Raw genomic sequence first — 12,502 nt, 5'->3', positions numbered from 1 at the left:
AGATGGCCGCGGATATCGCTCTTTCATGCGGCCATCTTTCCTTGCATCGCTTTTTTGCTAACGCTATTTGCCCAGCTGCTCGCGATACTCTTTTCCTTTTTGCACGTATGTATCAATCGACAGCTGGATGAGCTCAAGGTCCTTATCCGTCAGCTCACGCACCACTTTTCCAGGGGAGCCGATGACGAGCGAGCGGGGCGGAATCTTTTTGCCGGATGGAATCAACGTGTTGGCGCCGATGATGCATTCTTCACCGATTTCGGCTCCGTCCAAAATCGTCGACCCCATGCCGATGATCGAGCGCCGGCGGATCGTGCAACCGTGAAGGATCACATTATGCCCGACCGTCACTTCGTCTTCCACAACGAGCGGCGACCCTTCGTACAAATGGCAGGTCGTATTGTCTTGAATGCTCGTTCGGGCGCCGATCGTAATCGGCCCTTCATCGCCGCGCAGCACGGCGTTGAACCAAATGGTCGATTCCGGCCCAACGGTGACGTCTCCAATCAAATAGGCTCCCGGGGCAATGAATGCGGTTTCATGGACGTTCGGACGTTTTCCGTTATACGGATACAGCATCCCCATCCCCCTTCAATTGGTGATCCGTATAACAATAAGTATAACACATTTCGTACGAGAACGGAAATGGCCGGAATGAAAAATGCCTTTTTCCGTATCGGGAAGCATAGATCAATGCGCAACGTCACGGGGAGCGAAAGCGGCAACGAGGTGTATATTAGCTTTTGATGGCCAGACGGAGATCAGCGATCGCCGCTTCATGTTCAAGCGATCGGCGGCATAACACATCGATGATCCGTTCTTGGCGCAACAATAGTTGCAGTTGTTGCTCTTGATTTTGCTCAAGCCGCTTCACGATCGCATCGATTTCCCGAATGGCTTGATGAACGGCGGCAAATCCCTTTGCCATGTCGGCTTTAAGTTCATTCAACTCCGCTTTCGTCGCCATATTCGCTTTCATGTCCTCAAGCTCCTGTTTGGTGGCCATATTGGCCTTGATGTCTTCGAGCTCTTCCTTGGTGGCCATGTGCTCTTTCATTTCCGCCATTTCCTGCTGCATGGTTTCAAGCTTGTCCAAAATAAGATGCCACGGTTCGCTCATGGGCAACATCCTTTCCTCACCGACTGATGAATGCAATGCAGGGGGATTGCGGGGCGGTGGACAAAGGTGGATGAGATGGAAGAGAGGAGATGGTGCTGTAGGCAAGCTACGATCCCCCGCCATTTATTATAACATGACCGGCGAAAAGGGTAAAAGGATTTTCCAAGATTGGCTGAACAAGAAAACAGACAGCGGCAATTGTTTTTTCAATGTCAATAATAATATAATATCTAAATAATGTGAATTTTTATATGATAATGCGTTTTTGTTGAAATTAAAGATAATATATGAATCATCCGAAAATTTTTTGACAATATAAACATAATGAATTATTATATTAAAAGAGTTTAAAGGAGGTAGGTAGTGGTTATGGCATCGATCGACAAGCAACAAATCGCCGCCAGCGTTCCACAACGCGGCTTTTTCGGCCATCCGAAAGGGCTGTTCACGCTCTTTTTCACGGAGTTTTGGGAGCGCTTTTCGTACTACGGCATGCGCGCCATTTTAGTGTATTACATGTACTATGAAGTATCCAAAGGAGGACTGGGGCTTGATGAACATCTAGCGCTCGCGATTATGTCGATTTATGGCGCGCTTGTGTACATGTCCGGAATCATCGGCGGCTGGCTCGCTGACCGGGTGTTCGGCACATCGCGCGCGGTCTTTTACGGCGGCCTCCTCATTATGGTCGGCCATATCGCCTTGGCGATTCCAGGCGGGGTGGCGGCGCTGTTTGTGTCGATGGTGCTCATCGTCCTGGGAACCGGGTTGTTGAAACCAAACGTCTCAAGCATTGTCGGCGATATGTATCAACAAGGCGATGACCGCCGCGATGCTGGATTTAGCATTTTTTACATGGGCATTAACCTTGGAGCGTTCCTTGCTCCGTTAGTTGTCGGCACGGTGGGGATGAAGTACAATTTCCATCTCGGCTTCGGACTTGCGGCTGTCGGGATGTTTCTCGGATTGATTGTCTTCATCGCGACAAGAAAGAAAAATCTCGGGTTGGCGGGGACGTACGTGCCGAATCCATTGACGCCAGCGGAAAAGAAAAAAGCGGCAACGATCATCGCCGTGGGAGCAGTCGTCATTGCCGTGCTGCTTGCGATCTTGATTCCGAACGGTTTGTTTACTGTGGAAACGTTTATTTCTCTTGTCGGCATCTTAGGAATCATCATCCCAATCATCTATTTTGTCGTGATGTACCGCAGTCCGAAAACGACAGCGGAAGAGCGGCCGCGTGTGATCGCATACATTCCGCTGTTTATCGCTTCGGCGATGTTTTGGGCGATTCAAGAGCAAGGATCGACGATTTTGGCAAACTATGCGGATAAGCGGACGCAGTTGGATGTAGCAGGCATCCACTTGTCGCCTGCGTGGTTCCAATCGCTGAACCCGTTATTTATCATCGCTTTAGCACCGGTGTTCGCCTGGATGTGGGTGAAGCTCGGCAAACGGCAGCCGACGATCCCGCAAAAATTCGCGTTCGGCCTGTTGTTTGCCGGCCTGTCGTTCATCGTCATCCTCGTTCCGGGTCATTTGAGCGGCGGAGGGCTTGTCCATCCGATTTGGCTCGTGTTGAGCTACTTCATCGTCGTGCTTGGCGAGCTTTGCCTGTCGCCGGTCGGCCTGTCGGCGACGACGAAACTTGCGCCTGCGGCCTTCTCAGCGCAAACGATGAGCCTTTGGTTTTTATCGAACGCCGCCGCGCAAGCGATCAATGCTCAGTTGGTGCGCTTTTACACCCCGGAAAACGAAACGATGTATTTCGGCACGTCGGCGGTGCGGCGATTGTATTAAGCATCATCTTGTTTGCGCTCGCACCGAGCATTCAGCGGCTGATGAAGGGCGTTCGTTAATATCGCGCTGACTTTTGTATCAACAGGGAAAACAGATGATCAAAAAGGTTGTAAACTTGTGATAGGATGCTCTGCGTTGGCAGGGCGTCTTTTTTTATTAAAAAAATATTTACACAAATCAAAAAATAAGTTCAGACAGTATTTACAAAAATGGATTACGATGGAATAGACAAGAGGAAAGGGGAGAGAAGCGGATGGCGTTTCTTGAACTGGTCGAGGTGACGAAATCGTATGGAGGGAAAAAGAGCGCGGTCGAGAATGTGAATGTCGCGATTGAATCAGGGGAGTTTTTTGTTCTTGTCGGCCCATCGGGATGCGGGAAAAGCACCATTTTGCGGCTGATCGCTGGCCTTGAGCCGCTGACATCAGGATATGTGCTGATCGACGGGCAAGTGGCGAACGATTGGCCTCCTCATGCCCGCCGGTTATCGATGGTCTTTCAAAACTACGCGCTATATCCGCATTTGACGGTGGAGCAAAATATGCGGATTGTCTTGCAGGCGCAAAAGGTGCCGAAAGAGGAACAAGTGAAACGTTGCATGGAAGCGGCGGAACTGCTCGGGCTGACCGATGTGTTGCAGAGGAAGCCGCGGGAATTGTCAGGGGGGCAGCGTCAGCGCGTCGCCTTAGGACGGGCGATCGTCGCACAAACTCCGCTTTGTTTAATGGATGAACCACTCTCCAATTTAGATGCCAAACTGCGGGCGAAAATGCGGAGCGAGCTTCGCCGTCTGCAGCGTCAGCTCGGCATGACCGTTATTTATGTCACTCACGATCAAACGGAAGCGATGACAATGGCCGATCGGATGATGATTTTGCATGACGGCCGTCCGCAGCAAATCGGCAGCCCGCTCGATGTATACAATAGCCCGGATAACACGTTTGTCGCTTCATTTATTGGAACACCGCCGATGAATTTGGCGGAAGCGCATGTGCTGGAACATTCACTCTTATTGCAAAACGAACGGCCCATCCGCCTCATGGGCCGTTCCTTGCCGAAGGCTGAACGGGTGACTGTCGGACTGCGGCCGGAACATATTGATCGGGCGGAATCCGGAGAAGAACATGTGACAGCCCAAGTCAGCCATATCGAGTGGCTCGGCAATGAAACGTTAGTGACGTTTGAGTTGGCGAAAAATCTTTATTGGACGGCACGATGGAACGGACAATGGCGTATCCGTTTGGGGGAAGTGGTGCCGTTGGCGTTTGATGAGCAGGCTCTCCTTTTTTTCGATGAGCGTGGAAAGCGGATCGGGGCGCCGTCCATCAAGCGAGAGGAGGTGCGGGTTCGCCAATGAATGAGCGCGTTTCACCGGTTTTCCCCCCAGCGCCATGGTCGGTCCGGACGAAGCGGGCGGCGCGGCAGGCCGCAATGAAATCGTGGTTGGAAGGGATGGTGTATCTTTTTCCTTCGCTCCTGCTGTTTGGCGTGTTTCTCTTTTACCCGTTGGGGAGGACGATGTATTTAAGCGTGTTTCACACGGATTATCAAGGGCAGCCGACGGAATTTGCCGGTTTGGCGCATTTTGTCGCCCTGCTTCAAGATGATTCGTTTTGGCATAGTTTGAAGGCGACGATTCTGTTTGCGGCGCTCACTGTCCCGACGACGGTCGCCGTTTCGTTCGGTTTAGCGTTGCTCGTTCATGAAACGCGGAAAGGAATCGGAATCTTCCGGACGATTTTTGCTTCTACGATGGGGATGAGCGTGGGAGTCGCTTCGGTGATTTGGATGTTTATGTACAATCCGGCGATCGGGATCATCAATCGTTTGTTGTCCGCGATCGGCGGGGTTCCTGTTTCATGGCTCCTTGACCAGGACACGGCATTGTATGCGGTGGCGGCGGCGACGATCTGGATGAATATCGGGCTGACCTTTTTATTGTTGCTGGCCGGCCTGCAAAACATCGATCCATCCTTGTACGAAAGCGCACGCATCGCTGGAATGAGCTATTGGCGCCAGCTGTGGACAGTGACTGTGCCGCTGTTGTCGCCGACGTTGTTTTTTGTCACGACTGTCTCGCTCATTCAAGCGCTGCAAACGTTCGGACAAATTGACTTTTTAACGAAAGGCGGGCCGGTGGAGGCCACGAATGTGTTCGTTTACGCGATTTACAGGGAAGCGTTCGTCAACTATCAGTTTGGTTCCGCGAGCGCGCAAGCCATTGTACTTTTTCTCATCATCGCCCTCGTCACTTTTTTGCAGTTTCGGTTTGCCGAGAGGAAGGTGCATTACCAATGAGAGCGGCGCGGGCAACGGCTCACTATGTGTTGTTATGCCTATGCTCGGTTGTCATCTTGTTTCCAGTGGCTTATGCTCTTCTGATGAGTTTGATGGATGGAGCCGCTATTTTGTCAGGACGCCTATGGCCTGAGAATTGGACATTGGTCAATTATGAGGCCGCGTTTCAACAGGCGCCGCTTGGGAGATATTTATGGAACAGCTTTTTTGTGGCTTTCATGATTACATTGGGGCGCCTCATCGTGTCAAGTCTCGCCGCTTTCGCTTTTGTGTTTCTCCGCTTTCCGGGTCGGGATCGGTGGTTTTACATTTGCATTGCCACCATGCTCGTTCCGTGGGAAGCGACTGTGATCCCAAACTTTTTGACAATCCAAGCGCTTGGCTGGACAAACCATTACGTAGGGCTCATCGTGCCGTTTTGGGCGATGGCGTTTGGCATCTTTTTATTGCGGCAGCAGTTTAAGCAAATTCCGCACGAGCTGTATGAGGCGGCGCAGTTGTCCGGCATCGGGAATTTCCGCTTTTTTTGCCGCGTCGTACTGCCGCTTTCAAAAACGAGTTTGGTAACGCTGGCTGTTTACAGCTTTTTGGACGCTTGGAATATGTATTTATGGCCGCTGCTCGTTACAAACGATGATCGCGTCCGCACCGTGCAGATCGGGCTCAAGCAGCTGCAGACGCAAGAGATCGCCAGCAGCTGGGGCGTCGTCATGGCAGCGGCGGTTATCGCGATGCTTCCGACTTTGTTGCTGTTGTTTGCCGGACAGAAGCAATTGCGCAAAGGGCTTATGCAAGGAGCGATTCAATAGTGGGGAGGAGAAACAAGATGAGAAAGGTTTTGGCCAGTTTCTTAACCTTGATGTTTATTGGGCTTGCCGCGGGATGCTCAAGTGAAGATGCGGGCGAAGCGGCGGGAGGCAAAACAGAAGTGGTGTTTTGGCATTCGATGAGCGGGGATTTGGAGCCGGTACTGAATGACATTGTCGCTGATTTTAACCAAACCCATCCAGAGATTGAGGTGAAGCCGGTGTTTCAAGGCACCTATGAAGAGGCGCTGACGAAATGGAATGCGGTAGCCGGGACAAAAGACGCGCCGACGATCATGCAGACGTTTGAAGTCGGGACAAAGCATATGATCGACAGCGGAAAGGTCGTCCCGGTGCAGACATGGATCGATAAAGACAAGTATGATGTTTCGCAATGGGAGAAAAATATTGTCAATTATTATACGGTGAACGGGCGGATTTACTCGATGCCATTTAACTCGTCAACCCCTGTATTGATTTACAATAAAGATGCGTTTCGCGAAGCCGGGATCGATCCAGAAAAGCCGCCGCTCACCTACAGCGAGTTGAAAGAAGCGGCGAAAAAGCTGACAAAGAAAAAAGGAAAGGAAACGGAGCGGTACGGATTTTCCATTTTGAACTACGGCTGGTTTTTCGAAGAAATGGTGGCCGTGCAAGGCGGATTGTATGTGAACAACGACAACGGCCGAAACGGCGACGCGACAAAAGCGGTGTTTAACGGAACGGAAGGAAAGCGTGTATTTGAGTTGATCCGCGACATGTATCGAGACGGCACGTTTTACAACGCCGGCCAAAATTGGGACGACATGCGCGCCGCCTTCCAAGCGGGAAAAATCGCCATGTATTTAGATTCATCCGCTGGCGTGAAAACGGTGATCAACAACTCGCCGTTTGACGTTGGCGTCTCGTATTTGCCTGTTCCGGATGGCGTCGAGCGCCAAGGCGTCATTATCGGCGGCGCTTCGCTTTGGATGATGAAAGGAAGCAGTGAAGAGGAACAAAAAGCGGCATGGGAGTTCATGAAATACTTGACGACCGCTCCCGTCCAAGCCAAGTGGCATGTGCGCACGGGGTATTTTGCCATCAATCCAGCTGCGTACGATGAGCCGCTCGTCAAAGATGAATGGGCGAAATACCCGCAATTAAAAGTGACGGTGGACCAGCTGCATGAAACAAAATCAACCCCTGCCACCCAAGGGGCGCTCATCACCGTCTTCCCTGAATCTCGGCAACATGTCGTGAAAGCGATGGAACGGTTGTATGAAGGAATCGACCCGCAAGAAGCGCTCGATCAGGCGGCCGAAGAAACGAACCGGGCGTTGCAGGGGGCGGGGCGTTGAGGTGTAAGGTTTTTCCCGAACTATGAGGAAGGAGGAAAAATAAACAGAAGGTGTCCCCAAAAGGATCGGGACGCCTTTTCTTATTGATGTATATACGCATAAAGCAAAATATTTAGCCCATAGAAGTAAATACAATTTTTTGAAACAACTTTTTTATATGTCATAAATAAAGCTGAAAAGCTTAACATACTTAATAAAAAATTAAATATTTAATATATTTAGTAAATTTATTATTTACAAACAAATATTTTTTATGGTACATTCTAAGTGTAGTGGTACAGTGGACCAACCACTGAACCTCCGAAGGTTTACAATATTTATTGAACAAAAAGTTATCTGCTCCTTTTATTACTACTTATTCAGGAATTGCCGACCATAAGAGAGATCTTCAGAAATATTAACTTCTAAGGAATGTGGAGAGGAAAAAATGGATATTAAGCCTATCAGGAAGAAAAGAGTGTACCAAGCGATTATTGAACAAATTCAACAAGCTATCCGTTTGGGGCAGTTGCAGCCAGGTGATAAACTACCTTCGGAACGTGATTTAGCGGAAAAGTTTCAGGTATCACGCACAACAATTAAGGAAGCCATTGCTGTTATGGAAGCTATTGGTGTTTTGGAGATACGCCCTGGAGTAGGAACCTTTGTAAGGGAGACAGGAAACCATTTGCTTGATTTAAATTATATTTTTGGGGATGACGACACTGAAATTCATGAACTTATGGAATTTCGCCAAGCGATTGAAGTGGAAGCAGCTTATTATGCAGCAATAAGAGGAACAGAAGATGGTAAAAGAAAGTTAACACAATTGTTTTCTGAGCTGGAGAAAGAGGTTATGTCAGGAAAATTGCCGGCTAGATCAGATTTTTCTTTTCATATGCAAATATCGTCAATGTCTCAAAATGCGCTGTTTTTTAGAATAATGGAATTCATCTCTGATAAGCTTTTTAAATCTGTTACGAAAAATGCGGTCAATACATTTGCCGGAGCAGGAGATCCTGTGAAGGTGCTTCAAGAGCATCGTGCTATCTATGAAGCCATATTGTCTGGTGATGGAGTAAAAGCACGTCAGGCTATGCGTTATCATCTTGAAAGTGTCATCGCTCGTTACAAAGGTATATAAGAGGTGGTGAGTGATGCCGTTACAACCGGATATTGTAGATCAAATTGTTCGGATTATTGGAGAAGAAAGAAGAGTTCTTATTAAAAAAACAGATCTTCTTAGTTATGGGTATGATGCGTCTTTTGGTTTTTTTGTGCCTGATCTTGTTTGTCAAGTGAAGTGTGTGGAGGAAGTTTCTGAAATTATTAAGCTCGCCAATCGAGAAAAAATACCCATTACACCAAGAGGGAATGCGTCTGGATTAAGTGGAGGGGCTTTGCCTATTGAGGGCGGGATAGTGATTGATGTATCTTTATGGAATGATGTATTGGAAATCCACAGGGATGATATGATTGCTGTTGTTTCTCCAGGTGTAATTACAGCTGACATTGATCGGGCTGCTCAAAAAGTTGGTCTTATGTATCCCCCAGATCCGAGCAGTTCTAATGTCTCGACGATTGCTGGAAATATTGCGGAAAATTCGGGCGGGCCGCGGGGGCTGAAATACGGAGTAACGAAAGATTATGTTTTAGGATTGCAAGTCGTCACACCGGAAGGCCATATTATACGCACAGGTGGACGAACGATCAAAAATGTCACAGGTTATGACTTAACGAAATTAATTGTTGGCTCAGAAGGAACACTTGGCATTATTACAGAGGCAATTTTGCGTCTTATTCCAAGACCGCAGGCGACGATTTCTCTTATGGCAGTTTTCGATGATATTGTGCAAGCGGGCTATGCGATTACCAATGTACTTACTTCGGGGATTCTTCCGTCGAAGATCGAGTTCATGGATCAAGCGTCTATCTGGGCGGTGGAAAGTTACCGGCCGATGGGATTGCCTATCAATGCCGAAGCGGTTCTTTTTATAGAACTTGACGGTCATCCCCTAGCTATTCGAGATGAGGCGGACTATGTTTATAAATTAATGCAAAAGACAGGAGCGTTGCGCGTCCAAAAAGCTGAAACGAGTGACCAAGAAGAAAAAATGTGGAAAGCGCGAAAACTTGTGTCTCCGGCTGTTGCGCGACATAAACCGACGAAAATTTCTGAAGATGCGACGGTTCCAAGAAGCCAAATTCCATCTTTTCTAAAACGGTTAAGGGAAATTAAAGACAAATTCGACATCGAGCTCGTTGTTTTTGGGCATGCCGGCGACGGAAACCTTCATCCAAACATTCTTTGTGATCAGCGCAATAAAGAGGAAATGAAGAAGGTAGAGAAAGCGGTGGCTGCGATTTTTGAAGCCGCCCTTGATCTCGGAGGAACGCTTTCCGGGGAACATGGAATCGGGCTGATGAAAAAGTCCTTTATGCCAATGGAATTTGATCAGTTTTCGCTTGAAATGATGAAACGCATTAAACAGGCGTGGGATCCAAATAACATTATGAATCCAGGAAAGATTTTCCCAAAACCAGGTGACAGGTTGGTGTTAAGATAATGGAAGCCCAAGAAAACGTGTATTTAAAGAAGGCGGCGGATTTAACATATGACTGTGTTCGATGTGGCTATTGTCTGCCCTCCTGTCCTACCTATTTGACAATGAAAACGGAAACACAAACCCCAAGGGGGCGCATCAATCTTGTTCGCATGGCGGCAGAGGGACATATCACAGTGAATGAATTAAGTGTTCCAATCGATCTTTGTCTTGGCTGTCGTGCATGTGAACATGTTTGTCCGAGCAACATCCAATATGGGAAAATGCTTGAGCTTGTAAAAGGCAGTATTCGCTATCACAAAAAGCAGACTTCGTCTCCATTGCGGCGTTTTTGTGAGGGTTTCGTCTTTAAACATGTGTTTCCAAGTAAAAGCATCATGAATAAGCTTGGTAGCTTTCTATGGGTATATCAGAAATCAGGTGTGAAAAAGGTTGTTCATATGAAGCCGCTTCGATATTTGCTCCCGAAAAAGTTGGAGTTATTTGATAAGGGGTTAACTGAAGCGAAACCTCCTTTTCGAAAAAACGATGGTCGCCGATACCCTTCGATTAGCGAGCGTCCGGCTTTGAAAGTTGCATTTTTCACCGGCTGTGTGATGGAAGCGGTTTTTTACCGAATTAATTTACTTAGCATTCGCCTGTTGCAAAAGGTTGGTTGCGAGGTTGTCGTAGTTAATGATCAAACATGTTGCGGTGCGTTGCAACTGCATGCTGGGGAAGAAGAACTAGCAAAAGAAATGGCAAAACGGAACATTGAAGTGTTTGAAAAAGAGGAGTTTGATTATATTGTAAATAGCGCGGGAGGTTGCGGCGCCATGCTGAAGGAATATGATGGATTGTTCGAAGGTGATCCCGAATGGTTGGAGCGCGCAAGACATTTTAAGCAAAAGGTAGCAGATATTAGCGTGATTTTAAATAAGCTTGGTTTAAAACTAGAGAGAGTCTTATCTTACAGGGTTACTTACCAGCCTTCTTGCCATATGACTAATGTTCAAAAAGTTACAAAAGAGCCGGAAGCATTGATTCAGTCGATTGAAGGCATTGAGTTTATACGATTAAATAAGCCTAACCTTTGCTGTGGTTCGGGTGGGATTTATAATTTAATTCATTTTGAAGAGTCTATGAACATCCTTAATGCAAAAATGTCTGATATTAAGGATACAAAGGCGAATGTTATTGTAACGACTAATCCAGGTTGTTTATTGCAAATGAAGGTGGGCATTGCCAAGGAAAATCTCCATGATCATATAAAGGCAGTTCATCTTGTTGAATTGCTCGCCGAGGCATGTGAAGTCACGGAAAATAGGTGGATTTAAAAAATCAATATTATACAAAACCGAGCATCTCTGTTTTTTAACATAAACATTTGTGAAAACGTTTTCTATTGAGGGGGGGCAAAAAGAATGTATGGTAATTAAGAAAATTGGATGGTAGAAGGGCTATGTGTTTTACAACTAGGTAAATAGAGGTTAGGAGGGAAATCGAATGAAAAAACGCTGGATTGCCATATTAGTTTCTATAATTGTTATGTCTTTAGTCGGTTGCAGTGTTCCAAATCCTAAAACAACTAGCGAAGCTAAACCGGCTAGCAATTCGGGAGATGGTGCGACTGAAATTACAGTCGCGGGGAATGGCGGCAAAATCGAGAGAGCTATTCGCGAAGTAATTGCTCCAAAATTTGAGAAAGAATACGGAATTAAAGTAAACTTTGTTCCTGGGTTATCTGGAGAAATATTGTCAAAGGTGGAATTGCAGAAAAATGCCCCCCAATACGATGTCGCGTTTTATGTACCCTTGGACGTACAAAGAGCTAATGACAAAGGGTTGACTGAAAAATTAGATCCATCGACAGTTCCTAACATGGATAAGGTTGATCCGCGATTTGTTGTCGTAAATAATGTTGGGGTGCCTGTATTTGGGTTGGTAATTGCTCCTGCATACAATACGGAAACGTTTGAGAAACACAAGTGGGCACCCATTACATCCTGGAATGACCTTATTCGACCTGAATATAACGGAAAAACAGCATTCGCCGACATTGCCAATGACTGGGGTTTTGCTTTGCTTTATAACCTTGCCAATGCTAATGGTGGGAGTTTGGATAATTTGGAACCTGGTTTGCAAAAAGCCAAGGAATTAGCTAGCTATTCCAATACATTCTACAAAAACTCTACTCAAATGATGCCAGCTGTGCAACAAGGAGCAGCAGATGTCACTGTTATGGGCAGCTATGCGATAGCTGAGTTGATTGATATGGGAGTGCCTTTGAAAATGGTTATTCCGAAAGAGGGAGCGCCATTGCAAGCATTCAGCGCGACGGTTGTCAAGAATGCTCCACATAAAGAAGCGGCGATAAAATTCGTAAACTTTTTGATAAGTGAGGAGTCGCAAAAACAAATCGCAGAAAGCGGTTTCTACCCGGTGCTCAAAGAAATGAAGGTAGCGCCCAAGTACGAAAAATCTATTGGTCTAAAAGATAGTGATCATGTTTTCCGCCCTGATTTTAAAAAGATGGCAGAAATTCGGGAAGAATGGACAGATCGTTGGGCTAAAGAAGTTACACCAGAATTAGGGAAAAAGGTTAGCAAATAAATT

General features: G+C 47.0%; 10 protein-coding genes and 1 pseudogene. 9 read left to right on the top strand and 2 right to left on the bottom strand.

Annotated features, from left to right (window positions below; genetic code table 11):
• Window positions 1-63: 63 nt before the first annotated feature.
• On the bottom strand, window positions 64-579 hold the full coding sequence (locus GJ1_RS04105; RefSeq protein WP_066228837.1) for a gamma carbonic anhydrase family protein: 516 nt from the start codon (window positions 577-579) through the stop codon (window positions 64-66).
• 157 nt (window positions 580-736) lie between these two features.
• Complete coding sequence (locus tag GJ1_RS04100; RefSeq protein ID WP_066228833.1) at window positions 737-1,120, bottom strand: hypothetical protein; 384 nt, start codon at window positions 1,118-1,120, stop codon at window positions 737-739.
• 369 nt (window positions 1,121-1,489) lie between these two features.
• Here GJ1_RS04100 and GJ1_RS04095 point away from each other — a divergent pair.
• From GJ1_RS04095 to GJ1_RS04055, 9 genes and pseudogenes are all read left to right on the top strand, one after another.
• Window positions 1,490-2,979, top strand: a pseudogene (locus tag GJ1_RS04095) (peptide MFS transporter).
• Between the two features lie 194 nt (window positions 2,980-3,173).
• On the top strand, window positions 3,174-4,277 hold the full coding sequence (locus tag GJ1_RS04090; RefSeq protein WP_066228830.1) for an ABC transporter ATP-binding protein: 1,104 nt from the start codon (window positions 3,174-3,176) through the stop codon (window positions 4,275-4,277).
• Window positions 4,274-5,218, top strand: a complete 945-nt coding sequence (locus GJ1_RS04085; protein WP_066228827.1) for a carbohydrate ABC transporter permease — start codon at window positions 4,274-4,276, stop codon at window positions 5,216-5,218. The genes GJ1_RS04090 and GJ1_RS04085 overlap by 4 nt, the downstream gene beginning before the upstream one ends.
• Window positions 5,215-6,027 (top strand): carbohydrate ABC transporter permease, encoded by an 813-nt coding sequence (locus GJ1_RS04080; RefSeq protein ID WP_066228825.1) that lies wholly within the window; start codon window positions 5,215-5,217, stop codon window positions 6,025-6,027. The genes GJ1_RS04085 and GJ1_RS04080 overlap by 4 nt, the downstream gene beginning before the upstream one ends.
• 17 nt (window positions 6,028-6,044) lie before the next feature.
• Window positions 6,045-7,364, top strand: a complete 1,320-nt coding sequence (locus tag GJ1_RS04075; protein ID WP_066228823.1) for an ABC transporter substrate-binding protein — start codon at window positions 6,045-6,047, stop codon at window positions 7,362-7,364.
• Window positions 7,365-7,821: 457 nt separating this feature from the next.
• On the top strand, window positions 7,822-8,487 hold the full coding sequence (locus GJ1_RS04070) for a FadR/GntR family transcriptional regulator (protein WP_236567204.1): 666 nt from the start codon (window positions 7,822-7,824) through the stop codon (window positions 8,485-8,487).
• Between the two features lie 13 nt (window positions 8,488-8,500).
• Window positions 8,501-9,910, top strand: a complete 1,410-nt coding sequence (locus GJ1_RS04065; RefSeq protein ID WP_025948808.1) for an FAD-binding oxidoreductase — start codon at window positions 8,501-8,503, stop codon at window positions 9,908-9,910.
• Window positions 9,910-11,223, top strand: a complete 1,314-nt coding sequence (locus tag GJ1_RS04060) for a (Fe-S)-binding protein (RefSeq protein WP_066228817.1) — start codon at window positions 9,910-9,912, stop codon at window positions 11,221-11,223. Before GJ1_RS04065 ends, GJ1_RS04060 begins: the two co-directional genes overlap by 1 nt.
• Window positions 11,224-11,392: 169 nt before the next feature.
• Entirely contained in the window at window positions 11,393-12,499 is a 1,107-nt protein-coding gene (locus tag GJ1_RS04055; RefSeq protein ID WP_066228814.1) for an ABC transporter substrate-binding protein, read from the top strand.
• The last annotated feature ends 3 nt before the right edge of the window (window positions 12,500-12,502 follow it).

The sequence above is a fragment of the Geobacillus jurassicus NBRC 107829 genome, from assembly GCF_001544315.1.
Lineage (GTDB): Bacteria > Bacillota > Bacilli > Bacillales > Anoxybacillaceae > Geobacillus > Geobacillus jurassicus.
Note: the sequence above shows the minus strand (reverse complement) of the source record. Positions and strands in the feature narration are given on the sequence as shown.

Bases quoted from the DNA above. Each gene is read 5' to 3' on its own strand.
- GJ1_RS04105 (WP_066228837.1), bottom strand. From the start codon at position 579: ATGCTGTATCCGTATAACGGAAAACGTCCGAACGTCCATGAAACCGCA.
- GJ1_RS04100 (WP_066228833.1), bottom strand. From the start codon at position 1,120: ATGAGCGAACCGTGGCATCTTATTTTGGACAAGCTTGAAACCATGCAG.
- GJ1_RS04090 (WP_066228830.1), top strand. From the start codon at position 3,174: ATGGCGTTTCTTGAACTGGTCGAGGTGACGAAATCGTATGGAGGGAAA.
- GJ1_RS04085 (WP_066228827.1), top strand. From the start codon at position 4,274: ATGAATGAGCGCGTTTCACCGGTTTTCCCCCCAGCGCCATGGTCGGTC.
- GJ1_RS04080 (WP_066228825.1), top strand. From the start codon at position 5,215: ATGAGAGCGGCGCGGGCAACGGCTCACTATGTGTTGTTATGCCTATGC.
- GJ1_RS04075 (WP_066228823.1), top strand. From the start codon at position 6,045: ATGAGAAAGGTTTTGGCCAGTTTCTTAACCTTGATGTTTATTGGGCTT.
- GJ1_RS04065 (WP_025948808.1), top strand. From the start codon at position 8,501: ATGCCGTTACAACCGGATATTGTAGATCAAATTGTTCGGATTATTGGA.
- GJ1_RS04060 (WP_066228817.1), top strand. From the start codon at position 9,910: ATGGAAGCCCAAGAAAACGTGTATTTAAAGAAGGCGGCGGATTTAACA.
- GJ1_RS04055 (WP_066228814.1), top strand. From the start codon at position 11,393: ATGAAAAAACGCTGGATTGCCATATTAGTTTCTATAATTGTTATGTCT.